Source organism: Companilactobacillus zhongbaensis, assembly GCF_003946515.1.
In the GTDB taxonomy this organism is placed as follows: Bacteria; Bacillota; Bacilli; order Lactobacillales; family Lactobacillaceae; genus Companilactobacillus; species Companilactobacillus zhongbaensis.
The window spans coordinates 55,962-81,392 of the sequence record NZ_RHOM01000010.1 but is presented as its reverse complement, the minus strand read 5'-3'; the positions used below and the strand labels follow the sequence as shown (position 1 = coordinate 81,392).

The window sequence follows — 25,431 nt, the reverse complement described above, 5'->3', positions numbered from 1 at the left end:
TGCGAATTATGGTATTCTGTTGATGCATCAAGACGAAAAACCTCTTTCATTGTTAGTGTCGGAACTCCAATGATAACTGATTTTTCCGTCTTGGTGTTTTTTTATTCAGATTTTCTTAAGGTGGCTAACTTGATTATAAAATTCGCCATCATCTTTTTTTTAGATTTGTTTGTGTGGTTTTGCTTTTTTTACTTTGTCGGTACGCGTTTTAGCTTGATAGTGGAGCGCGTTTCAGGAGATAGCGACTCCGGCTTAGAAACTGTCCGCAGGCACCGCTTTGTATCAATAGTAAGGTGCTGTCCATTTATGTTTGCTAAACTTGCAGCAATTTGGATAGTGCTTTTTTTGTTTTATCCTCAAGGATGCGAAAACGAGTTCCGGCACACAGCGGCCTCCGGTTAACACATGTAGTCGCGGCACTGCTTCGCAGCACCTTGTGCGACTACACGCGTTAATCCTCAGCAGCTACCCGTGTGCCTCCACTCTCTGTGTTTTATTTCGATTTGAATCTTTTGACTTTCTTCAAACGCTTCTTCTTATTCTTCTTTTGTTTCCGAACCATGGAGTGCATTGCCATTTTTCCTAAGCGGCCTTGTACTCCATTTCCCATGAGTTGGTCCATGCCTTGCATGTTTCCTTTACTCATTTGTTTCATCATGTCTTGTGATTGCTTGAATTGCTTGATCATTCGGTTTACTTCTTGGACTGAACGACCGGAACCACTGGCAATTCTTCTTCTTCTTGATGGGTTTAATAGTTTGGGATTTTCTCTTTCTTGTGGGGTCATTGAGTATACGATGGCCTTTAAGTGAGCGATATCCTTTTCTCCAATGTTGACGTTTGCTAGGGCTGGATTGTTAGCCATCCCTGGGATCATTTTCATGATTTCGTCTAGTGGACCCATTTTTTGGATCTGATCCATTTGGTCGATGAAGTCGTTAAAGTCAAAGCTGTTTTCTTTGATCTTTTCAGCCATGTCTTTGGCTTGTTCTTCATCATAGTCCTTTTGGGCTTTTTCGATCAGTGTGAGCATGTCACCCATTCCCAAAATACGGTTTGCCATTCTATCTGGGTGGAAGACGTCTAATTGATCTAATTTTTCACCTTGACCAATGAACTTGATCGGTTTACCAGTTACGGATCTGATCGATAGTGCAGCACCACCACGAGTGTCACCATCTAACTTAGTCAATACAACACCGGTGATATCTAATTGTTGGTCGAATCCAGCAGCAACTTTAGCAGCTACTTGACCAGTCATGGAGTCAGCAACGAACAAGATTTCATTTGGATGTGCTAGATCTTTGATCCGTTGCAACTCATCCATCAATTGCTCATCAATTTCCAAACGACCAGCCGTATCAATGATCACGTAGTCGTTTTTGTTTTCATGAGCTTGAGCAAGACCGTTTTTAACGATCTCAACGGGATCTTTATCAGTTCCTTCTTCGTATACAGGAACATCTAATTGCTTACCAATAGTTTGCAATTGTTCAATAGCAGCAGGACGGTAAACGTCTCCAGCGATGAATAATGGACGAGCTTTATCATTATCCATCAAGCGACGAGCTAACTTACCAGCTGTGGTAGTTTTACCAGCACCTTGAAGACCAACCATCATGATAATAGTTGGAATGTGTGGTGCTTTGTTCAATGGGACTGCTTCAGTACCCATTAACTTCGTTAATTCTTCGTCAACGATTTTAATTACTTGTTGTGATGGCGATAAACTAGCCATAACTTCTGCGCCAAGGGCACGTTCTTTAACTTTTTTAACAAAGTCTTTTACTACGTCAAAATTAACGTCGGCTTCAAGCAATGCCATTCGTACTTCACGAGTGACGGATCTGATGTCGTCTTCGCTAAGCTTACCTTTACCCCTTAGGGACGAAAAAACTTTATTAAGTCGTTCGCTTAAACCTTCAAAAGCCATATTTTACTCCTATTACATTTCGTTTATTTTTGAAATTCGTCGTACTAATGCCAACAATTCTTTATCATTTTTATATTTAGTTGAAACGATCTTATTTAGTTCACTGGCGACCGATTCGATCTCAGTCGTCTTTTCAACTAAGCTTAACTCACGTTCGAATTTTTCTAATAGTGCTACTGAACGATGGATGTTGTCTAATACTGCTTGTCGAGAAACGTCGAGTTGCTCAGCAATTTCCGCTAAGGAAAAATCTTCTACATAATACAAATTCATGTATTTATCTTGTTTGGTAGTTAGTAGTGAATGATAAAAATTATACAACAAATTTATTTCATTTGTTTTCTTTATGTCCATATTAATCACCGGAACCGACGATTAGATCTTTAAATAGTCCATAAATAAATTTCTCGGCATCAAAGTCACGCAAGTCATCCATTTGTTCACCTAAACCAACTAATTTGACTGGTAAGTGTAACTCATTTCTGATTGCTAAGACGATACCACCTTGAGAACTTCCGTCAAGTTTAGTTAAGACGATACCAGAAACATCAGTTGTTTCTTTGAATTGCTTAGCTTGACTCAAAGCGTTTTGACCAGTTGATCCATCAAGTACTAATAAAACTTCTTGAGGGGCTTCGGGGATTTCCCGACTGATCACTCGTTTGATTTTTTCAAGCTCACGCATCAAGTTTTGGTTGTTTTGCAATCTACCAGCTGTATCGACTAATAAAATATCGAATTTTTCGTTAATAGCACGATGTAAGGCATCATAAACTACTGATGCTGGATCTGTTTGGGGAGCCTTAGCTTCAACAGGTACATTGACGCGTTCACCCCAACGTTGTAATTGCTCGATAGCTCCTGCCCTAAATGTATCTCCAGCGGCTAATAAGACTTTTTTACCTTGTGATTGGAAACGATGAGCTAATTTACCGATAGTTGTCGTCTTCCCAGCACCGTTAACACCAACGAATAAGAATACCGTTGGCATGTCGTCTTGACTGAAGTGCAAAGCATTGTCTTCTTCTTTGCCTTCTTCGTCATACATGTCGACTAATTTTTCAACGATAACATCGGAAACGTCAGAACGTTTCTTGGCATTACGCAATTTAACTTCTTCTCGTAATTCGTCTGAGATCCGCAATGCCGTTTCATAACCAACATCAGATTCGATCAGAAGTTCTTCTAAATCATCGAAGAACTCTTCATCGACACTTCTGAAGTTAGCCAAGAACTTATTAAAACGAGCTGAGAATGAAGTCCGACTCTTTTTCAAACCTTCATCGTATTCCTTTACTTCTGAAGCCTCGTCGTCAGCAGAACCTTCTTCAGTCTCTGATTCATCCTCTGCAACTTCATCTTCAGCTGAGGTAACTTGTTCTTCTACAGCCTCTGAAGATTTGTCTTCAGTTTCCTCTTCGGATTCATCAGGAGTTTCATCCGGTTCAGTCTTTTCTTCAACCGGTGTGGCTTCTGGCTCAGTTTTTTGCTCAACTGTTTCATCAGTTGATTTTTCTTGCGTCTCATTTTCTTGTGTTACTTCTGGCTCAACGTCAGTTTGGTCAGAATCTGCAGTTGACTGAGTGTCCTCAGTTTTTTCTTCCGACACTTGCGAATCAGTTTTATTAGTTTCCGCTGTTTCTGGTTCTGAGGTTTCTGGCTTTTCTACTTCATCACTAGCTTTTTCAGTCGGTTCGGTCGTTCCCTCAGACTCGTCAGCAGATTTTGGTGCTTCAGTCGACTCAGTTTCAGTTTGCTCAGTGGCTTGCTCAGCCGATTCTTGGTCAACTTTTTTTGTTTCTTCTTCTTTGTCTTTTTCGTTGTTGCCGGTAAAGGCTTTTTTAATCCTATCGAAAAGTCCCATAATTTCTCCTATTCTTTGACCTCAACGGAAAGGATCCTGGATACCCCTGACTCTTCCATTGTGACACCGTATAGGCGATTTACGTTCATCATTGTCCCTTTACGATGCGTGATCACGATAAATTCAGTATTGTCATCATAACGATTCAAATAATTAGCAAAACGATACACATTGGCATCATCTAGTGAGGCCTCGACCTCATCCAAAATACAAAATGGCACTGGATTGACCTTGATGATGGCAAAAAGCAGTGTGATCGCTGTTAGAGCTTTTTCTCCACCGGATAATAAGCTTAAACGTTGGAATTTCTTCCCGGGTGGTTGAGCAATGATCTCGATCCCTGTTTGGAGCATGTCATTTGGCTCAGTTAATACTAGTTTAGCACGACCACCAGCAAACATTTCTGGGAAAATAACTTCAAAAGCTGCCGAAACATCATCGAAAGTCCGTTTGAATCGCGTAATTACTTCATGATCCATTTCTGACATGGTATCGAGTAACTGTTGACGAGCTTTAACTAAGTCGTCTTGTTGTGTCGTCAAAAATTCGTATCTATCTTTAACACTATCATATTCCTCGATCGCAGATAAATTGACTGGACCTAATTCATCGATCCCCATCTTCAACAGATGAGCATCATGTCTTAATTTATCAGTGTCTAAATCAACCTCTTCAATTGCTTGTAAGGAAGCCTCATAAGTGATCTGATATTCACTCTCCAAAGTATCCAAACGACTATTAATGTTGTTAGATATCTTGGTCAACTGGATAGCCAGGTTCTCTTGTTCGTCTGATGCTTGTTTCTGCAGATCAAAGTTGCGTTGAGCAGCTTCATTCAGTTGTTCAGTTTCTTGGCCTTTTTCCTCACGTTGCTTTTGTAATCCCTGTAGATCAGTTTTAATGTCAGCAATCGACTTTTGTAGTTCAACGATTTTTGACTTGATCTCAGTGTTACTCATGTTCAACTGTTTGCTTTCCGAATTCAATTGTTCCAGTTGGCCACTCAATTGTTGAATCTGACGATCAAGATCAGCTATTTCATTTTCTAAACGTTCCGCTTGATTGGATTCATTTTGGTGACTATTTTTGACTACCATCAGCTTCGTCTGCAATTCTTGAGCACGTTGGTTGGTTTTCTCCAATTCAGCATCAAAATCGTTTAAAACCGTTTGCTTATCATCAATATCTTTTTGCAGATCCGCCAAGCGTTGTTTTAATTGCTTAGAAAAATCGACTTGGTTTTGGAGTTCTTCTTCGATCTCAGCACGTTCTTCTTGCGTTCGCTTTTGATTATATTGCAAAGCACTTTGTTGTTCTTGCAAATGCTTTTGTTCACTTTGATGACTAGTTAGCTGTGTTTCTAAGCCTGACTTAGTATCGTTGTACTTTTGCAACTCGTCACTGATCGAGCGATTTTCGTCTCTTAATTCAATCAATTTAGCCCGTAATTGTTGAACGTTTTGTTGCTTTTGATCAAGAGTCTTTTCTTGTTGAGTTAGTTTTTGGGTTAATTTCTCGAGCTCGTCTTTTCTAGTCAAAATACTAGTATTGAAACGTCGTTGTTGTCCACCAGTCATAGATCCACCAGCGTTGACGACGTTCCCATCGACAGTGACCACTCGATACTTCCGACCTACAGCTGCTGAAACTTTAGTAGCCGCATCAATATTGTTTGCGACTAAGACGGTACCCAAAATATTTTTAATAACGTTAGCTACTCGATCCTGATAGTTGATCAAGTCAGCAGCTACCCCAATGAAGCCATCAACATTTTGGGCATGACTTAAATCATTAGGGTAAATATTTCTCGGTTTAATAATGTTCAAAGGCAAGAAGGTGGCCCGTCCGCCACGGCTACCACGCAAAAAGCTAATTCCCTTTTTAGCTGAGCTTTCATCTTCGGTAATAATAGATTGCAACTGACTAGCGGCAACTGTTTCAATTGCAACTTGATATTGCTGAGGTACTTCGATCAGTTCGGCAACCGCTCCGATGATGCCACCGATGTCTTGAGAATGATTCAAGACATTTTTAGCTCCATCGTAAAAACCAGCATGTTCATGTTCCATATTTTCTAAAATATTTTTCCGTGCTTTCGTTTCTTGCATGCCTTCAAGTAATTTCAAATACTCTTGATTCTCACTTTGACCTTTGTTAGTAACATCTTCGATCGACGCTTGGATCGATTGACTCTTATTAACTAGGTCTTCATTTTCATGATCTAATTGACTAATTTGATCTTTAACGTGAGCAATTTTGTCATTAGCTTCATTTAGCAAGTTGACGATCTCAGCCAATTTATTCTCCTGGTCAGCTGAACTAGATGCAATTCTCGTTAGTTGCTTATTAGAGAATTTTTGCTCATTGCTATTAGATACTTGTTGTTGCAATGCATTAACGTATTCGTTTCGAGCTTGAGTAATATTTTTGTTCAGCTCTTCTGGTGTTTTATTTTGGAGCTTTTTAACGTCTTGGTATTGTTTGGTAAGATCATCGATCGATGATTGGTACTCTGCTAATTTAGCTTTTACTTCTGTTAATTGTTCATTCTTATTTCGTTTATCAGTCGATAAATCAGTAATTCGTTGATCAATTGATTTTTTACTAGACGTATTAAAACCGTTTCTTTCGTCAGAAACGGCTATTTGTCCATTGAGTTTTTCTAAGTTTTGGGTCTTTTCAACTAATTCATTTTGACGTTGGTCGATCTTGTTGGCAATTTCGTCAACAGTTTGACGGTTTTGATTGAGTTTGATGTTTGACTTCTTAACGTCTTGATCGATATTTCTCAGGCTCAATTTAACTTGATCAGATTTAGTCTGGACTTCTTTCTTTTGACTAGCTAAATCCTTAACTTCCAACGTTAAAATTTGTTGATACAAGGCATCGTAACGACCCTTTTGTTCCTTGTAATCGCGGGCGATACTAGCTTGTTCTTTCAGTGGTTCAACTCGTTTGGCCAATTCTGAAACAATATCGGAAACACGGTGCAAATTATCAGTCGTATCGGATAATTTTGATTCCGCTTGTTGTTTCTTTTGTTTGAACAAAGCCACTCCAGCTGATTCTTCAATGATCGAACGACGTTCAACTGGTTTACTATTGAAAATCTCTTCCACTCGACCTTGAGAAATAATGGAGAACGATTGTTTTCCCATCCCTGAATCCATGAACATTTCGGTAATTTCTTTGAGTCGACAACTCTTATTATTGATCGAAAATTCTGTATCACCATTACGGAAGAGTTTCCGCTTGATAGTGACATTTTCTTGAGGTGACTTCAATTCATGATTAGAGTTATCAAACTCTAAAACTACTTCTGCCCGGTTCATTTGTGGTCGAGTATCGCTACCCGCAAAAATCACATCGACCATCTTATCGCCACGCAAAGAACGAGCTGATTGCTCACCCATCACCCAACGGATTGCTTCGGTAATATTGGATTTACCACTACCATTTGGACCGACGATACCTGTGATACCAGTTGTGAAATCAATTTTGGTCTTGTCGGCGAACGATTTGAACCCGTTGATAGTTAATGATTTTAATGGCATAAATTAAGCTCCTATAATTCTTCTAATGCACGTTTTGCAGCCATTTGTTCCGCGTGTTTTTTGCTGTAACCGTATCCTTTGGATAATACTTTGTTGTTTACAACTAATTCGATCTCAAACTGCTTATCGTGATCGGGTCCTTCTTCATCTATCACCCGATAATTGATATCCACTTCTCCAGCTTGTTGGAGTTTCTCTTGAAGATGCGTCTTGAAATCAGTATCTTCTGAAAATTCTCCTGAAGCAATGTGTGGATATACTACTTGTGTTAAAAATTGTTCAACGACTTCATTTCCTTGGTCAAGATACAAAGCACCGTTGAAGGCTTCAAAAATATCTTCTAGCAAAGTATGACGCTGTCTAGCACCTTGCTTTTCTTCCCCACGACCGATTTGTAAATATTTGTCGATCTGGACTTGTTTTGCAAATCTAGCAAAACTGTCAGTTCTGACGATATCTGAGCGCAGACGTGTCAATTTGCCTTCAGGCAATTCGGGAAAATGAGTGAACAAGTATTCAGAAATATTGATCTCCAAAACTGCATCCCCTAAAAACTCTAAGCGTTCGTAGTCGCCAATGTTAAGGTCTCGATGTTCATTGTCGTATGAAGAATGGGTCATAGCTCTTTCAACTAACTTCTTGTCGTTGAACGTAATACCAAACTCTTCTTTAATAAATTCAAAAAATTTAGGATCTAACATTATTCGACTCCCTTCAAATACTTCTAATTATACTAAATTTTACGTCTAAATAATTCATTCCACAAAAAAAATAAGACCAATGGCCTTATTTTTGTTTACTTAAGATGTATGAAACAGCTTCACCGACTGTTGTGATCTTCTCTGCATCTTCATCTGGGATTTCTGAGCCAAATTCTTCTTCAAGTTCCAAAACGAATTCAACTAAATCGATCGAATCAGCATCAAGATCTTTAGTAAAGGAAGTTTCTTTAGTAATGCTACCCTTGTCAACCTCGAATTTGTCAGCTAAAAGGCCTGTGATCTTGTCAAAAATTTCTTGTTCGTTCATGTAAGTTCTCCTCGTAATTTACTTATTATTTTGCATTTTTTCGAAATAAGTATTTGATTTGTTGATTGTGTCATTTAGCAACATATCATAAATTTGTTTAACTGTATAGACTATTGTATCAACATCGGCTGCACCGTGTGCTTTAACTACTGGGGACTTGAGCCCTAGTAAGACAGCACCACCAGCATGAGAAGTATCAAACATGTCACGAATACCACGTAATGATGGCGCTACGATAGCTGCACCGATCTTTGTATAAAGACCATTGTTCATTAAGGCTTTTTTCAATTGTTTCAAAAGAATTGTCGCTGTTCCCTCAGTTGCTTTCAAAGCAGCATTACCAGTGAAACCATCGGTTACGATAACATCAGCAACCCCAGCTAAAATATCATTTGATTCGACATTACCAATGAAATTGATCTCATCGGTATTTTGGAGTAATTCGTAAGTTTCCTTATGCAAGGTATCACCCTTATCAGCTTCTGAACCGTTGTTCAAAAGTCCGATCCGAGGCTCTTTGATGTTCTTAACGTCTCGAGCATAAATGGAACCCATAACGGCCCATTGTTGCAAATAAGTTGCTTTGGCTTCTGCATTAGCACCCACGTCAAGCATGTTAACGCCTAGTGGTGAGTTAGTTACAGGCAAAGTTGGCATCAAAGCTGGTCGTTCAACTTGTTTGATCCGACCAATGATGAAAATTCCCGCAGCCAATAAAGCACCAGTATTACCTAATGAGAACATGGCATCATTTTCGCCGTCTTTAACAGATTTGGCAGCTCTGACCATCGAAGAATTTTTCTTTGAACGAATCGCCTTGACTGGTTCATCCGTTCCTAATATTTCTTCATCCGTTGGTACGATTGTAATATTCTTTTCGCTTTGTAAGTATTTCTTGATTTTTGTTTCATCGCCATATAAGACAAATTCGAGATCTGACCATTCGTCCCTAGCTTTTTCAATACCTTCAACAACAACCTGGGGGGCATTATCTCCACCCATTGCGTCAACAGCTATCTTCATTATCTTTCCTCGCTAATCAAAGTTATTTAGTTGTTCAAATTCAACACTCAAGAATAATTTTAACACTTTGTTTTCCGGTTTATCTATGGCATTTTTGTCCTTAAATAAAAGTTCAGCTTCTTGTTGAGCCGTTTCCAAAATGTTGAAATCATTAATTGGATCCCCGACTTTAAAATCAGGCAATCCTGACTGCTTGCTTCCTAAAATATCTCCGGAACCACGCATCTTCAAATCTTCTTCTGCTAAAACAAAACCGTCATTAGTCGAAGTTAAGATTTTCATCCGTTCCAATGCGACTTCATTTTTAGGATCAGCAATCAAGATACAGTACGACTGCTTGTCTCCACGTCCGACACGACCACGCAACTGGTGAAGCTGTGAGAGACCGAAACGATTGGCATCATAAATTACCATGACAGTCGCATTTGGTACATCGACACCAACTTCAATAACAGTCGTGGAAACTAAAACGTCGATTTTTTGATGACTGAATTCATCCATGACAGCTTCTTTTTCATCGTTAGGCATTTGCCCGTGCAGTAAACCAATCTTATATTTGGGGGCAAACAATTCATTAAATTTGTCAAAAATCAGTTCGGCATTTTTCAGATCGATCTTCTCAGATTCTGAGATCAATGGCGTCACCACATACACTTGGGCCGACTCTTGTAGCTCCTTTTGGACGAAGTGATACATTTGGTCGATCTTTTGGCTTCTGATCCAATAAGTTTCGATCGACTTGCGACCTGCTGGTAATTCATCTATCCGAGAAACATCCATATCACCATACGTGGTAATAGCTAAAGTCCTTGGGATCGGAGTCGCAGTCATGGCCAAAACATCGGGATTATTCCCTTTTTGTCTCAAGGCTTTACGCTGATTGACGCCAAAACGATGCTGTTCATCGATAACGATCAAACCAAGATTTTTATAATGGACGCTGTCCTGGATCAAGGCGTGCGTACCGACTACGATGTTGATCTGTCCTTGTTTGACATTTTCAGCAATCGTATCGTGTTCTTTTTTAGTTTGTGAGCCAGTCAGAAGCCCCACCTTAAGTTTCAATGGTGTCAACAGATCACTGATCTTGTCAAAATGCTGTTGAGCTAAGATTTCCGTGGGAGCCATGATAGCTGCTTGAAATCCCGCAGTCACTGAAGCTAGCATAGCAATCACAGCTACGATCGTTTTACCTGATCCTACATCACCTTGCAGTAAGCGGTTCATATGATGTTTTGAGTTCATATCACTCAAAATTTCTTGAACGACACGGTCTTGTGCCTTGGTCAATTCAAACGGCAGATCATTTAAAAAGCTTTGAACGAACTCCTTGTCATAAGGTTCAACCAGACCATCGGCTGTGTCTCGATCTTTCGCTTTGACACTTTGGATGCCACATTCAAACAAGAAAAATTCACGAAATTTTGCTGAACGTCTGGCCAGTTCGCCTTGCTCCTCAGATTTTGGAAAGTGCATCCCGGAGACGATTTGTTCATCATCGAGTAGTTTGAATTTCTCGCGGATCCGTTCCGGGATCACACTGACGATCTCTTGATGATATTGGTCGTAAGCTTGTTTGATCAATTTTACCAAGGTTTTTTGATGAATATTTTTGTTAACTGAGTAAACTGAATCGATTGAGCCGTCAGCATTACTGTTTCCCAAAACTTTGATCCCCGTCAAACCACGGCGACTCTCATTCCACTTACCGTAAACTGCTACTTCATTACCTGTTTCAAACTTATCCTTTAACCAAGGTTGATTGAAAAAGGTGATCATGATCGATTCATTTTCCACTAAGATCCGAACGTTGAGCCGATTCTTGCGATATCCAAATTGAACTACGACAGGATCACTGGCTACAACGCCCTTCAACAGAATTTTTTCTTGATCGACCGCATCTGCCAAGCTCTTAACTTCCATATCTTCATATCGAAAAGGAAAATAAAATAACAAGTCATAGATAGAATGAATGCCTAACGATTCGATGGCAGTTAGTCGCTTAGCACCAACACCTAAAAGTTCTGATACCGGTATTTCTTGTAAATTCATGTCTCCTCCTCCAAAAATTAATATGAAAAAATAAAATCCAACCAATTCCTGAACTGAATTAGTTGGATCTCTTGGCAATTATTTATTCAACGGCAACCAAGTATGGATAAACTGGTTGATCACCTTGGTGGATCTCAGTTTCCAAATCTTCGTATTTATCGTCTAAATAGTCTGAAACTGCTTGTGCGTCGTCTTCATTTCCATCTTTACCAACTAAGATCGTGATGACTTCACTATCTTCATCGATCATCTTATCGAGCATTTCTTCAGTAGCCTTAACGATGTCGGCATTGTCAACTACGATCTTGCCGTCAACAATCCCCATGTAATGACCCTTCGTGATCTCTAAGCCATCAATAGCTGTATCACGAATAGCTTGAGTGATCTGACCACTCTTAACTGTATCTAAGGAGTCTTCCATGTTTTCTTCGTTCTCGTCTAAATCCGCTTCAGGGTTGAATGAAAGCATGGCTGTCATCCCTTGAGAGATAGTCTTGGATGGAACGATAGCAACTGGGACGTCAACTAAACCAGCAGCTTGTTTAGCTGCCATCACGATATTACCGTTATTTGGCAAGATGATAGCACGTTTAGCATTAGCCGCATTAATTGCATCAACGATATCATTTGTTGATGGATTCATTGTTTGACCACCACTGATGATCGAAGTAACACCCAAACTCTTATAAAGTTCAGATAGACCTTCACCAGATGAAACAGCGATCACTGCATAGTCGATCGGTTCGGCTGGTTTTGTAGCAACAGCTACTTGTGGCTGGTCTTTATCAACGATAGTTTCGTGTTGGATCCTCATGTTATCGATCTTGACCTTAACTAAAGAACCAAATTTACGTCCTTCTTCCCAAACTTTACGTGGGTAATTAGTATGAACGTGCACTTTAACTACTTCGTCATCGGAAACAACGATCAAAGAGTCACCGATCGTACTCAAGTAATTTCTCATAGTGTCATTGTCGAACTTCTCGTCTGAAGTGGGATTTTGACCTAATTCGACCATCATTTCAGTACAGTAACCATTATGAATGTCTTCGTTAGTAAATTGTCCTTGAACAGATTGATGGTGGGTAGCATTAACCATCTCGTTCATTTCTTTTTCATCAGGAGTGTATTCTTCTTCGGCTGCTTTTTCGCCAGTCAAAGCTTCTAAAAATCCTTCATAAATGAAAACTAGACCTTGACCACCAGAGTCAACGACACCGACTTCTTTAAGAACCGGTAAAAGTGATGGTGTTTTCTCTAAACCTTCTTTAGAGCCTTCCACTGCTGCCTTCATGATCACAGCAACGTCATCAGAGCTCTTAGTAGCCTCTACGGCGGCGTTGGCACCATATTTAGCAACGGTAAGAATAGTTCCTTCAACTGGCTTCATAACTGCTTTATAGGCAGTTTTAACGCCATCATCAAATGCTTTTGCCAAATCAGCGGCTGTTAATTCATCTTTGGGTTCGATACTCTTAGCAAATCCTCTAAAAATTTGTGATGTAATAACACCCGAGTTACCACGTGCTCCCATCAATAAACCTTTAGCTAATGCTTTACCAAGTCCCCCAACAGTGTCTGCATCAGATTCATTAACTGATTTAAAACCACTTTGGACTGTTAAACTCATATTTGTTCCGGTATCCCCATCAGGAACGGGAAAGACATTTAAAGAATTAACAAATTTTGCATTCTTTTCAAGTCGATGTGCTGCAATTCGCACCATATCAGAAAATTCTTTCTTAGTAATACGTTCTATACTCAAAATTTCTCCTCCAACCAGCAAAACTATTTGATATCGTCTAAGACTTTAATTCCTTGTACATATACATTTACAGTGCCAGCTGGTGTTCCAAGCATTGTCTCTAAATTATATTTTACTTTTTCTTTTAAGTTCTTAGCTACTTCGGATATTTTAATACCATATCCGACAATAATATATACATCAACCGCAAGTTTATTATCCTCTTGATGAATCACAACACCACGAGAAAAATCTTCACGCTTCAAGATAGTATTCATACCATCACGTAATTGATTCTTGCTAGCCATACCAACAATTCCGTAGATATCTGATGCGGCTCCACCGACGATCGATGCAACTGTACTATTTGAAATATCGATCTGTCCATGTTTTGTATTAATTGTAACTGCCATTGTAGATCCTCCTATCTGGACCAATGTACTATAAACATTAAAATTTTATCATAGCGTGATTTTTAATTAAAGATTTAAGACTAAGAATAATTATCCTATTGATTTGCTTGTGCCGTTATGGTAAATTAGTCAGGTGATATTTTAAAAGAAAACATGTAGCCAAAGGAGGTCGGGTCCCATGGCAAAAGATATTATTACAGGCCGTAAGACTGTGTTCGGTAACAAACGTTCACATGCTCTCAATCAATCAAAACGTTCTTGGAAGCCAAACTTGCAAAAAGTTCGTATTTTAGTTGATGGTAAACCTAAACGCGTTTGGGTTTCAGCAAGAGCTTTGAAATCAGGAAAAGTTACTCGTGTATAATTTTTAATCATCTTAAAGAGACTAGCTGTTATTAATAACGGCTGGTCTTTTTTTGTTTGGCTTGTGATTATTCAAAGTTCTCAAAGGGTTGATCTTCTTATTTTTAACAAGAATTCTTCACCACCCGTTTGCTTGGAATTATTTTTATGATCTCCATTTTGCCAAATCAAAACTGTTGAGTGCAAAGCGCAAAAAAACAACATCCCTTCCCATTTTTTTAGGATCGGATGTTGTTTTACTTTTTAATCTAAACTTTTGACTTATCTTTGCTTTGAATTACAACTACTACTCCACTTTCGAAGTTGAAGTCGATCGTAGGTTTTACGAATTCATTGCTGGCCCAACTGACTGCGTGGTCTGCTGTGTAGTTAGTTAGAGTATATTTGGCGTCGATTATGTTGAGATTTTTCACTGGCCCTAGGTGGACGAAGGCTACGTATTTCATACCTTGCTCATGGCTTATTGTGTAATGACCTGGTTTGTAAAATTTTATAGTGTTGGTTGCTGATTTGTAATACATTTTATCGTAAAATTCGGCAAATCTGGGGTCAAACGGTAAGTAGAGATTGGCTAAGAAATGATCTATTCTGCCACCTGTCGCTCCGTAGATGTAGTATTCTTCTGCTGGAAACTTCTCGTGAGCAGCTAGAATCGTTAGTTGAGCATCAGTATCGTCTTTTTCTGGTGGATACTTTTTGAAGTCGTGGATATTGGCCTTGATTTCTGCTTGTTCCGTGCTGTTGCTGGAATCAAAGTCTCCGATTGCCATTTTGGGCGTTACTCCATGCGAGATTAGGTATACATTTCCTCTGTCAGCTCCTACCCATGGTCCAGGTATGTTTGCTGGGTCAGTCAGTAATTCTTCCGGATACTCGCTTTTTGGACCACCTAAGAGAATATTTACTCGTTTCATGATTATTCTGCCGCTGAGTCTTTTAATAATTGAACTTTGTTGGCAAAATCTGCTTCTGTGCCACCATTGAATAAGTATGATCCTGCTACGAAGATGTCTGTTCCAGCTTCTGAACAAAGTTTGATAGTTGAATCGTTGATCCCACCGTCTACTTCGATCAAGAAGTTATCATCACTAGTTGTTTGACGTAGTTGGTCTAATCTTTGGATCTTTTTGATCATGCCTGGGATGAATTTTTGGCCACCAAAACCTGGATTTACAGTCATTACTAAGATTTGATCAATGATTGGGAACAAGTTTTTAACTGCTTCAACAGATGTTCCTGGGTTCAGTACTACTCCGGCTTTTGCGCCCAAGCTCTTGATCAATTCGATTGAACGGTAAATATGTGGTGTGCTCTCGGCATGGATCAAAACAGTATCTGCTCCAGCTTCAACCACTGGTTTGATGTATTCATCTGGATTGTCCAACATCATATGAACGTCTAATGGTTTGTCCGTAACACGTTTCATTCCTGCCACAACGCTGGGACTAAAGGACATGTTTGGTACGAAGTGTCCGTCCATGATGTCGATGTGGAAAAGGTCTGCGCCGGCTTTTTCGGCCATCTTAACGTCTCTTTCTAGATTCATGATATCTGCTGCTAAGATTGATGGTGCGATCATTTTTGTCATAAAGCTAACCCCTTTAATATCTTTTCTTGTAAGAATTTATTTCATTTAAAAAGTATAAATAATTTTCATATCTACTTTTCATTATTTTACCAGAATTTACTAATTCTTTTATTTTGCAGCCTGGTTCGTTAGCGTGATTGCAGCCTCTAAATTGACATTCATGGCTGAATTTAACGAATTCAGGGAATAAATTAGAAAGTTCTTCTTTGTCGATATTGATCAACTCTAAGGATGAAAATCCTGGAGTATCAGCAACTAGACCGCCTGAGATCTCAAATAGAGATACTTGCCTAGTTGTATGCTTACCACGGTTCAAAGTTTGCGAAATCTCCGCCGTAGCAATGTTTAATTCTGGATTGATGTGATTCAACAATGTTGATTTCCCAGCACCAGACTGACCCGTGAAAACCGTGACTTTGTCTTGGAAATTACTTTCAAGTTTTTCAATTTGTTGCTGATTATAGCTATCTTTGTCATCGAAAATCTTGTAATCGGCAATTTCATATCCAGCTAAAGTCTGTTTAAGTTGCTCGTATTGAGCTTGATCGATCAGATCAGTTTTGGTCAAATAGATCAACGGCTGAATATCATTATGCTCGATGTTAACGAGGATCTTGTCTAACAAATTGCTGGAAAAATTAGGCTCCACGGCTGAAGTTACCACGATAGCCTGATCAACATTAGCTATTGGCGGCCGAACTAAGCTATTCGTTCGTGGAAGTAATTCCATAATGTATCCGAGATCTCCACCGTCCTCATAGGAGACTATGTCCCCTACGATCGGCTTGATACCACGTTTTCGAAAGTTCCCTCTAGCTCTGGTCCGAACTAGTTTGTCGCTTTTTGAATCGATCACATCGTAAAAACCACTGATCGATTTAATAATTCTTCCTTCTCTAATCATAGGAATTACCCGCTTACTGAACCACTTAAGATCGTTGCATTATTGATCTCGACTGTGTAGTTCCCTGTTTGTCCATCTTTTAAGTTGAAGCTTAGTACTACTGGCGTATCTGCAGTGATGTTCATCGTCCGATATGGATTTGAAATGTTGTGTGAAGCATCGCCTAAGTAAATCGTAACCTTGTTAGCAGCTCCAGTTCCATCATTGCTATACGGGATCGTAATGTTTCTGGTTACGGTCTTGGTATTGTTAGAATTATTTTCTTTTTCGTTAGAATCAGTTTCTTTTGAAGGATCTGGTCCTTTAGACATTGTGACAGATAAAGTTGCTCCAGAGCTGATCACGCTGTCAGCCTCAGGATTTTGTTCGATCAATAGTCCTTCAGCAATGTTATCAGAATAAGCATAAGAAACATCGAGAGTCACATTGATCTCTTTAGCATAATCTTGAATACTCTTGAGATTGTAACCCGTCAAGTCACGTACTCGTGTAACTTTTTTCTTCGCAGCTTGTGGTTTAGCCAAAGTTAAGGTCAGTGTTTTATTCTTAGCTATGACTTTTTTACCAGATTCGATACTTTGTCTCAAAATCGTGCCAGAACTGTAATTGTTGTTAGCTAAATACTTCAATTTAACTTCAAAGCCACGTTTATTTAGGTTGTCCGAAACGTCTTCATACTGCTTTCCTACTAGATTTGGCATGTTGTAGTAGGTCGCACCTAAACTAATGACTAAGTTGACACTAGCATTATTTTTCAGTTTCAATCCCTTGTTGGGAACTGACTTGATAACGTGGCCAGCTTCCACATCATCATCGTTTTCTTGACTGACCGTTCCGACTTGCAGATTAGAGCCACGAAGCATTACTTTTGCTTGTTTAAGTGTCAAGTTACTAAGATCAGGTACCGTAGTTTCTTGATTATTCCTAATCGCTAAAAAGGCGACTCCTAATAAAACTACTAAAGCGACAATGCTAGCGATCCAAATGTTTCGCTTCTTGTGGCTTTTTTCTTCGTGCTCTTCTTCTTTCTTCGGTGGCTCTGCATGTAGTGGTGGCATGATCCGTGTTTCACCGATCGAGTTAGCTTCCATCGGATTCATCGGCACGAATTTCTTCTCATTTGCCCGATCTGGATACAAACTAGTTGCTAGATCATCGTGCATTTCATTAACTGATTGATAACGTTGTTTGGGATCCTTTGCTGTAGCTTTCAAAACACAATTAACTAACGCTTGTGGAATGTCAGGATCAATGTTTTTCAGATCCGGCATATCTTCTTTTGAATGTTTTAAAGCCACCGCAACAGCCGTGTCACCTTTGAATGGGACAGTCTTTGCTAGTAATTCGAACAAAATTATCCCCAAAGCGTAAATATCAGACAATTCAGTGGCAGATCCACCTCTGATTTGTTCTGGCGACATGTAGTGGACTGAGCCTAGTAAAGAATTAGTCCGCGTGATCGAACGATCGCTCAACGCTAAAGCGATACCAAAGTCAGAAACTTTGACTTGTATCGGATCTTTGGAGTCATCAACTAAGATATTTTCCGGTTTTAGATCACGATGGATAATCCCGTGCGCGTGTGCGACTGCTACAGCGGACGTGATTTGTTCCATGATCGAAACTACTTCATGATAAGGGATCGGAAAGTTATCGCGAATGTATTTTTTCAGGTTAGGACCATGTACATATTCGATAATAATGTATTGATTCCCATTATCATTACAAACGTCTAAGACACTAACTATATTTGGATGTGATAATGTTCCAGTAGCCTTGGCCTCACGCTCAAATCTCCTTTTAACAGATTCATCATCTTGTAGATCGTAACGTAAAGCTTTGACGGCTACCTTTTTGTTTGTTTGGACATCGTTAGCTAAATAAACATTAGCCATACCACCCTCACCCAAAGTGCGGATGATCTCGTAACGATTGCCAACTAGGTAACCTTTATCCATCTACTTATTACCCCCTGTTTCCGAGGCAAAAAGTAAGGCGGTAATATTATCACGACCGCCACCTTCGTTAGCTTTGTCGATCAAAATATGGCATTTCTCGTCCAAACTAATATCACGACCTAAGACGTCAGCAATTTCGGCATCTGAGACCATGTTAGTCAAACCATCAGAACACAACAAAATAATTGCGCCATCGATGAGATCAAAATTCTTGATCCGTGGCTGGACTGTTTGCGATACACCTAATGTTTGGGTAATTATATTTTTTTGCGGATGATTTTCAGCTTCTTCGGGACTGATTTGGCCGGTTTCCACTAATTCATGTACTAGTGAATGGTCGACACTTAGCTGTTCCAACTTCCCTTGATGGAAAATGTAACAACGTGAATCACCTACATTAACGACCATCATTTTATCGGATGTGAAGAAAACTCCGACCATCGTTGTCCCCATTCCGTTCAAGTCGTCGAACTGGTTGGAAACCGAAATGATCCGGTCATTTTCCTTACTGATCTCTTTGATGATCCATTCGCGCAGATCTTCAACATCAGAAATATTAGTTTCTTCGAAAGTATGTCCTAAATGAGAAACAGCCATGTCTGAAGCGACATCGCCTCCACGATGGCCACCCATTCCGTCAGCAACTATTCCAAAGATGATCCCTTTTTGATTTTTAAATACATTAACGTAGTCTTGATTATTCTCGCGAAGCTTTCCGACATCTGTCAGTAATGCATAATCCATAAAAATTGACCTTACCTCATTATTTTTTTCGTCTTAAAGCGGCTACAAAAAAGCCGTCAGTGAAATAATCATCTGGTAATAATTTTAATACGCCATCGTGGACGTTCTTGTCCAATGATGACTCGTGTTTGACTGGTACTACTTCAAAGTTGTCGTTGTCAGCTAAAAACTTCATGACAACGTCTTCGTTCTCTTCAGCATCAAACGTACAAGTACTGAAGACCATCGTACCATTGACCTTGAGCAATCCAGTTAAGCTGTTCAAAATTTGTAATTGGATCCGTTGAAGATCGAGCAGATCTTCTGGTTTACGGAAGTATCTTAATTCTGGTTTACGACGGATCAATCCTAATCCTGAACAAGGGGCATCGACTAAGATTTTGTCAAACGTTTCTGGTTCAAAGCTATCTTTAGCTTTTCTAGCATCCAACGCCTTAGTTTTAATTATATCTTGATAACCTAGACGTTGACTATTTTCTTTGATCAATTTAGTTTTTGGTTTATGAATATCTAAAGCCATAACTGATCCGCCATCGATATAGCTAGCTAAATGAGTCGTTTTACCACCTGGAGCAGCACAACTATCTAAGACTTGATCGTTAGGCTCTACCCCTAGTGCTGGTGCGACTGTCATTGAGCTTTCATCTTGGATCGTGAAGAGCCCTTCTTGAAATTCTTCTGTATTGACTAAATTTCCGTGTGCGCAGGTCAAGCCAACTGAAGAAATTGGGCTTTTTTTCATTTCAAAGCCTTGTTTACCCAGTTTGTCGATTACGTCATCAACTGTGGTCTTATTAGTATTGACTCGGATCGAAATATCAGACGCTTGATTGATCGATTCTAAGACACTGATAGCTTTGTTAGTTCCTTGTTGCTTCATCAAAAGGTCGACGAGCCAAACAGGAGTACTGTAGCGCAAACTAAGAGCATATGATGACTTACCCTTTGGTAATTCTTGGAAGCCATGACGTTGATAATTTCTCAGAACAGCAGTCACAAAATTACCAACACCTTTATTACCGTTAGCTTTGGCAATTTCAACTGATTCGTTAAAAATCGCATGTTCTGGCACTTTATCCAAATATTGCATTTGATAAACAGCAGTCATCAATACGATCATGACCCACTGTTCGACTTTTTTATCTTGAATGTATGGCTTTAATTGATACTCCAAAACGTACTTATGTTGCAAAACTCCGTAAACGATGTTGGTCATCAATCTGGAATCTGCATCGGATAAGTCGCTACTTTTCAAAACATTGTTTATCTCAATGTTTGAATAAGCTTTATTTCTTAAAACTTTTAGTAAAACTTCTACGGCTAGTGCACGGGAATTATTCATTAACGTCGACCACTACTTGCCCTTCTTTTATATTTTTGCCAACACCATTCAAATAGTTGGCGATATCCATCATCTTTTTACCGGCGGGTTGGATAACCTTGATCGATAATCCGTTGCCATCTCCTGCAGCGATGACTAATTGTTTATGATCTCGTTCGACTACTTCTCCGGGCTCATTTTCACCAGTTAATTCAACTACTTCAGACTTGTAAAGTTTCGTCCTTTTACCATCAATATTGACCCAAGCACCTGGCTTAGGACTTAATCCTCTGATGTGGTTGAACAATTGCTCTGCGGATTGATTGAAGTCCAGGTGCTCTTGTTCTTTAGATATGTTAGGTGAAAAGACTACCTTAGATTCGTCTTGCACCACTGGATTGATATCTTTAGAAATAATATCTGGGATCGTTTCTAGCAACAAGTCACGACCAACAATGGCTAATTTTTCAAACAAGGTTCCGTTATCGTCTTCAGGTTCGATCGGAATCTTGGCTTGACTAATAACATCCCCAGCATCCATAGCTTTGACCATGTACATGATCGAGGTTCCAGTTTCTTTATCACCATTCATTAGTGACCATTGAATTGGTGCACCACCACGGTACTTCGGAAGTAATGATCCGTGGACATTGATTGCTGCGATTTTTGCTGTATTTAAAAATGACGTAGGTAAAAATTGACCGTAGGCTGCAGTAATAATGAAGTCAGGGTGAATTTTCTTCAATATTTCTAGCTCATCACTACCCGGTAGTTTAGCTGGTTGATAAACTTCGATATTTTCTTCCCTAGCTAATACTTTGACTGGGCTTTCTTGAAGTAGTTGTTTACGACCGACCGGTTTATCCGGTTGAGTCACAACGGCAGCTACATCGTAATCAGCCGCGATCAATCCTTTCAATACAGTTGCAGAAAAATCTGGTGTCCCTAGAAAAATTACATTCGTCATATAAGTACCTCCATTAATCTATGTGTTGTGGTTCATTATCAATGGCTATGGTAAAACCATTTCTGGACTCAGCTTGCGTATCAGATAAAATTTGAAGCAATTTCTGATGCAACTGAGGCTCACGTTTATATTTTACAATAATTTGATAAAAATATTTGTTCTGTTTTCGAGAAATCATCGTTGGACTTGGACCTAGCAAGATAGCTTGGTTAGATAAGACCGATGATAATTGTTTTTTCAACCAATAACTTTGCTTGAGTGCTTGTCCTTCATCTTGGTGCGAAACACTGATCAAAGTAGTGAAATAATAAGGCGTATAGCCTGATTGGTGACGCAAATACATTTCTTGCTTAAAAAAGGTTTCATAATCTTGCTTGGCAGCATCCCGAATAGCATAGTGATCGGGGTTATAAGTCTGAATTATAACATGTCCTTCCTTATCGGCTCGACCAGCACGCCCTGAAACTTGCGTCAACAATTGGAAAGTCCGCTCACTAGCGCGATAATCGGAAATACTTAATGTAGTGTCGGCATTAATGACCCCGACTAAAGTAACGTCCGGAAAATCCAATCCCTTAGCGATCATTTGTGTCCCCAATAAAATATCAGCTTGGTGATCACTGAACTGTTCGATGATCGCAGCATGAGCTCCCTTTTTACGCGTCGTATCAACGTCCATTCGCAAAACACGTGCATCAGGAAATTGCTCGTTTAATTGACGCTCAATATTTTCGGTACCAGTACCGTAAAAGCCAATTTTCTTACTTTGGCAATTAGGACAAGTATGGGGAACATTTTCCTCATGTCCACAATAATGACATTTCATCCGGCCAATATTCTTGTGGTAAGTGAGTGAAACATCACAATTAGGACATTTCAAAACAAATCCACATTCACGACACATCAAAAACGATGAATAGCCACGGCGATTTAGCAAGACGATCGCCTGCTCTTTTCGTTTTAAAGCTCGCCAAAGATTATCTTGCAATAATGGCGACAGGTCGCCTTTAACGGCCGAGTTCTCTGCATCCCTCATATCAACGATCTGGACGTGTGGCAACGGATGATCATTGATCCGTTTAGTCATTTTTATCAAGTGATAAACACTTTTTTCAGCCCGAGCACGCGACTCCAAACTCGGCGTAGCACTACCTAAAACGAGTGGACAGTTGTGGTATTGACTACGCCACTTAGCTACATCACGAGCATGATAACGTGGATTATCGTCCTGTTTATAACTGGCCTCATGCTCCTCATCTATAATGATAATCCCAATATTACGTAATGGAGCAAAAACCGCACTTCTCGCACCAACAACGACCTTTACTTCTCCGTTTTCGATCCGAGTCCATTCGTCATATCTTTCACCGCTGGACAAACCACTATGTAAAACGGCCACTTGATTACCGAAGCGTCCGATCACCCGATTGACCATTTGCGGTGTCAAAGATATTTCTGGAACTAACATCAAGGCAGTTTTATTTTGTTCGGTAGCTTTCTGGATCGTTTGCAAATAAACTTCCGTCTTACCACTACCAGTAACCCCTTCGATCAAAAAAGTTTGTGGCTGTTTTTCATCGATAGCCTGATTAATAGTATCGACAGCTGATTTCTGCTCTTCAGTTAATTGAGGAATATTTTTGACATCTGGTTTGATCCCTACCGGCTTACGGCGCTTGGTGATCTCAACAAATTCAATAATCCCGTTCTTCTCAGCCGTCTTTAGTGTTGGTCGGGTAATATTAAATTTCTTCTCAATCTCACTAGTTTCGATTGGTAAATCAGCACAATGCTCCACCAAAAAATCATACAATCTGATCTGGGCTTTCGCATTAGCTCGCAAGTCGGCTTTTTTATTAGTAATATCCTCAGCTGAAAGTTGCGTATTTACGGCTTGTCTAGTTAATGAATTAGCCTTATTTTCAACGACATATTCGATTTCGATTTTGTTTTCCCGCTTCAGACGAGCAATCGTTTTGATACGTTCTTCGGTCGTGTCACTAGTCATTTCCACGAGTAAATGACCATTCAAAATAGACTGAACCTCAGGATCATTTTCAAATCCCTTAGCAGCCTGAATAAATTGCTTATACTTTGCCCGCATCACATTAGGAAGCATCGTCTGCAAGCAAGAAATCTGAAAAGCGTAAGTCTCATCAGCCAACCAATAAGACAAATCGATCATCTCAGCCGACAAAACCGGCTTAACATCGATAACGCGAATAATCGGCTTCAAAGTCCCAGTAAAATCAGAAGAATCCTTAACATTCATAACAAATCCCTGAATCTTACGCTTACCACGACCAAAACCAACCTCAACCCGAACCCCAGGAACAACAACATCCAAAAGAGCATCAGGAATCAAATACTCAAAAGGTCGATTAGTCTGCATAGTAGGAACATCAACAACAACTTCAGCTACTGACATAGAAATAAGTCCTTTCCAAAAAAATAGAGAGCGCAGGGAGATGGTCAGCTGCTGAGGATTATCGCGGGTGGTCGCACAGAGGTGCGGCGAAGCCGTGCCTCGACCACCTGTGTTAACCGGAGGCCGCTATCTCCCGGAGCTCGTTTCCAAAAATAGAGCGTGGAGGAGCACGGTCAGCTGCTGAGGATTAACGCGGGTGGTCGAACAAGGTGCGGCGAAAGCCGTGCCTCGACCACCTGTGTTAACCGGAGGCCGCTATCTCCCGGAACGCGTTTCCGCTATAAAGCGGGCAACGTTTGGTAATAAAGCTTTAATAGTTTGGTATCAGAATAAGTACGTTTGGTACTAAAAACTTAAAAAGTTTGGTTTCAAAATAAGTAAGTTTGGTAATAAAACTATAAAGTTTGGTTTCAAAATAAATAAGTTTGGTACAAAAACTAAAAGAGCTTAGCCTAAAAATAAGTACACTGGGCACCAAAACCAAAAAGCACGCCAACAAAACTAAAAATTTCCCATAAAAACAACCAAACCAACCAAACCCCAAAATCATAAAAAAAAATCCCCCACAATCATCATGACAGACAATCTGTGAAGGAACAAAAAAATTATTTCTCGTCTTTTTTCTCTTCTTCAATCTTTTCAGCTTCTTTTTCAAGAAGAATTGAATCTGGATCGATTTCGATCTTACCATCAGCAATTTCTTCGAAAGCCTTACCAATAGTTCTAGGTGATTCATAATGGTTCAATAACTCAATGTCTCCTGCTTCAAGTTCGTGAGCCCTCTTAGCTGCTAAAACAGCGAGTGAGTATCTTGAATCAACTCTATCTAATAATTTATCAATTGATGGATAACTTATCATATTAGTCTTCTCCTATTATCTTTCTATATTTATCTATAACTCGAGGGACACTTAAGTGTTCACTTCTTATTATACCTTCGATATTTTTGACTGCGTTAGGTATTTTATCATTTACGACGGCATAATCATAGTTTGACATCATCGCAATTTCTTTTTTGGCTTGTTCCATCCGTTTGTCGATGGTCTTTTGGTCATCTGTTCCGCGGTGTGTGATACGTTGGCGCAAACTTGGAAGATCTGGAGGTGTTAAAAAGATGAATACGCCGTTAGGCATCTTTTCGCGTACTTGCATGGCTCCATTAACTTCGATCTCCAACAAAACGTCGATCCCAGCATCAAGCTTTTGATTAACGTATTTCAATGGTGTGCCGTAATAATGATCAACATACTTGGCATACTCTAGCATACCACCATTTTTGATTTCATTTTCAAACTCTTCATTAGTTCGGAAATAATAATCTACTCCGTCTTCCTCGCCTGGACGCATGTTTCTAGTAGTCATGGAGACTGAGTAATCAAATCTGATTGATGATTTTTCTAACATAGCTTTGCGAACTGTTCCCTTACCTACACCGGATGGACCAGATAACACTATTAACATTCCTTTAGATGACATTAACTTTCCCTACTATCTAATAATATATATTGTTTCTATCTTGCAATAGAATCACATTCATTTCAAGGGT

22 protein-coding genes are annotated in these 25,431 nt (G+C 39.6%); 2 read left to right on the top strand and 20 right to left on the bottom strand.

Going from position 1 to position 25,431, the window contains the following annotated elements; genetic code table 11:
- Nucleotides 1-402: hypothetical protein (locus EKM69_RS12485; RefSeq protein ID WP_225423852.1), on the top strand; the 402-nt coding region annotated here is incomplete at its 5' end.
- Between the two features lie 91 nt (nucleotides 403-493).
- Here the strand turns inward: EKM69_RS12485 and ffh are convergent.
- The 10 genes from ffh to EKM69_RS06330 all read right to left on the bottom strand — a co-directional run bounded on the left by ffh (nucleotide 494) and on the right by EKM69_RS06330 (nucleotide 13,612).
- Nucleotides 494-1,933 (bottom strand): signal recognition particle protein, encoded by a 1,440-nt coding sequence (gene ffh / locus EKM69_RS06375; RefSeq protein WP_125709295.1) that lies wholly within the window; start codon nucleotides 1,931-1,933, stop codon nucleotides 494-496.
- Nucleotides 1,934-1,945: 12 nt separating this feature from the next.
- Entirely contained in the window at nucleotides 1,946-2,287 is a 342-nt protein-coding gene (gene ylxM, locus EKM69_RS06370) for a YlxM family DNA-binding protein (protein ID WP_125709293.1), read from the bottom strand.
- 1 nt (nucleotide 2,288) lies between these two features.
- On the bottom strand, nucleotides 2,289-3,797 hold the full coding sequence (gene ftsY / locus EKM69_RS06365) for a signal recognition particle-docking protein FtsY (RefSeq protein ID WP_125709291.1): 1,509 nt from the start codon (nucleotides 3,795-3,797) through the stop codon (nucleotides 2,289-2,291).
- Nucleotides 3,798-3,805: 8 nt separating this feature from the next.
- A complete protein-coding gene (smc, locus tag EKM69_RS06360; RefSeq protein WP_125709289.1) occupies nucleotides 3,806-7,351 on the bottom strand; it encodes a chromosome segregation protein SMC in 3,546 nt (1,181 codons plus the stop codon).
- Between the two features lie 11 nt (nucleotides 7,352-7,362).
- The gene (gene rnc, locus EKM69_RS06355; protein WP_125709286.1) at nucleotides 7,363-8,052 is read right to left on the bottom strand and encodes a ribonuclease III; all 690 of its coding nucleotides are present in this window, start codon (nucleotides 8,050-8,052) and stop codon (nucleotides 7,363-7,365) included.
- An 85-nt stretch (nucleotides 8,053-8,137) separates the two neighbouring features.
- Nucleotides 8,138-8,380, bottom strand: a complete 243-nt coding sequence (gene acpP, locus EKM69_RS06350) for an acyl carrier protein (protein WP_125709284.1) — start codon at nucleotides 8,378-8,380, stop codon at nucleotides 8,138-8,140.
- An 18-nt stretch (nucleotides 8,381-8,398) separates the two neighbouring features.
- Nucleotides 8,399-9,403, bottom strand: a complete 1,005-nt coding sequence (gene plsX / locus EKM69_RS06345) for a phosphate acyltransferase PlsX (protein WP_125709282.1) — start codon at nucleotides 9,401-9,403, stop codon at nucleotides 8,399-8,401.
- A gap of 12 nt (nucleotides 9,404-9,415) precedes the next feature.
- The gene (recG, locus tag EKM69_RS06340) at nucleotides 9,416-11,455 is read right to left on the bottom strand and encodes an ATP-dependent DNA helicase RecG (RefSeq protein ID WP_125709280.1); all 2,040 of its coding nucleotides are present in this window, start codon (nucleotides 11,453-11,455) and stop codon (nucleotides 9,416-9,418) included.
- An 82-nt stretch (nucleotides 11,456-11,537) separates the two neighbouring features.
- The gene (locus EKM69_RS06335; RefSeq protein ID WP_125709278.1) at nucleotides 11,538-13,220 is read right to left on the bottom strand and encodes a DAK2 domain-containing protein; all 1,683 of its coding nucleotides are present in this window, start codon (nucleotides 13,218-13,220) and stop codon (nucleotides 11,538-11,540) included.
- 23 nt (nucleotides 13,221-13,243) lie between these two features.
- On the bottom strand, nucleotides 13,244-13,612 hold the full coding sequence (locus tag EKM69_RS06330; RefSeq protein WP_125709276.1) for an Asp23/Gls24 family envelope stress response protein: 369 nt from the start codon (nucleotides 13,610-13,612) through the stop codon (nucleotides 13,244-13,246).
- Nucleotides 13,613-13,790: 178 nt separating this feature from the next.
- Here EKM69_RS06330 and rpmB point away from each other — a divergent pair, with 178 nt between their 5' ends.
- Nucleotides 13,791-13,976, top strand: coding sequence for a 50S ribosomal protein L28 (gene rpmB / locus EKM69_RS06325; RefSeq protein ID WP_048703405.1), 186 nt, complete (start codon nucleotides 13,791-13,793; stop codon nucleotides 13,974-13,976).
- Between the two features lie 247 nt (nucleotides 13,977-14,223).
- Here rpmB and EKM69_RS06320 read toward each other — a convergent pair whose 3' ends face one another.
- The 10 genes from EKM69_RS06320 to gmk form a co-directional block, all read right to left on the bottom strand.
- A complete protein-coding gene (locus tag EKM69_RS06320; protein WP_125709274.1) occupies nucleotides 14,224-14,889 on the bottom strand; it encodes a thiamine diphosphokinase in 666 nt (221 codons plus the stop codon).
- 2 nt (nucleotides 14,890-14,891) lie between these two features.
- On the bottom strand, nucleotides 14,892-15,563 hold the full coding sequence (gene rpe / locus EKM69_RS06315) for a ribulose-phosphate 3-epimerase (protein ID WP_125709272.1): 672 nt from the start codon (nucleotides 15,561-15,563) through the stop codon (nucleotides 14,892-14,894).
- A 13-nt stretch (nucleotides 15,564-15,576) separates the two neighbouring features.
- Entirely contained in the window at nucleotides 15,577-16,464 is an 888-nt protein-coding gene (gene rsgA / locus EKM69_RS06310; RefSeq protein ID WP_125709298.1) for a ribosome small subunit-dependent GTPase A, read from the bottom strand.
- A gap of 8 nt (nucleotides 16,465-16,472) precedes the next feature.
- Nucleotides 16,473-18,425: a Stk1 family PASTA domain-containing Ser/Thr kinase gene (gene pknB / locus EKM69_RS06305; RefSeq protein WP_125709270.1), complete on the bottom strand. Its 1,953-nt coding sequence runs from the start codon at nucleotides 18,423-18,425 to the stop codon at nucleotides 16,473-16,475.
- Entirely contained in the window at nucleotides 18,426-19,169 is a 744-nt protein-coding gene (locus EKM69_RS06300) for a Stp1/IreP family PP2C-type Ser/Thr phosphatase (protein WP_125709268.1), read from the bottom strand.
- A 19-nt stretch (nucleotides 19,170-19,188) separates the two neighbouring features.
- Nucleotides 19,189-20,511, bottom strand: a complete 1,323-nt coding sequence (gene rsmB / locus EKM69_RS06295) for a 16S rRNA (cytosine(967)-C(5))-methyltransferase RsmB (RefSeq protein ID WP_125709266.1) — start codon at nucleotides 20,509-20,511, stop codon at nucleotides 19,189-19,191.
- Nucleotides 20,504-21,457: a methionyl-tRNA formyltransferase gene (gene fmt, locus EKM69_RS06290; RefSeq protein WP_125709264.1), complete on the bottom strand. Its 954-nt coding sequence runs from the start codon at nucleotides 21,455-21,457 to the stop codon at nucleotides 20,504-20,506. The genes rsmB and fmt overlap by 8 nt, the downstream gene beginning before the upstream one ends.
- Nucleotides 21,458-21,470: 13 nt before the next feature.
- Nucleotides 21,471-23,885 (bottom strand): primosomal protein N', encoded by a 2,415-nt coding sequence (gene priA / locus EKM69_RS06285; RefSeq protein WP_125709261.1) that lies wholly within the window; start codon nucleotides 23,883-23,885, stop codon nucleotides 21,471-21,473.
- 605 nt (nucleotides 23,886-24,490) lie between these two features.
- Complete coding sequence (gene rpoZ / locus EKM69_RS06280; protein ID WP_125709259.1) at nucleotides 24,491-24,745, bottom strand: DNA-directed RNA polymerase subunit omega; 255 nt, start codon at nucleotides 24,743-24,745, stop codon at nucleotides 24,491-24,493.
- Nucleotide 24,746: 1 nt separating this feature from the next.
- Nucleotides 24,747-25,361, bottom strand: coding sequence for a guanylate kinase (gene gmk / locus EKM69_RS06275; RefSeq protein WP_125709257.1), 615 nt, complete (start codon nucleotides 25,359-25,361; stop codon nucleotides 24,747-24,749).
- Nucleotides 25,362-25,431: the final 70 nt, after the last annotated feature.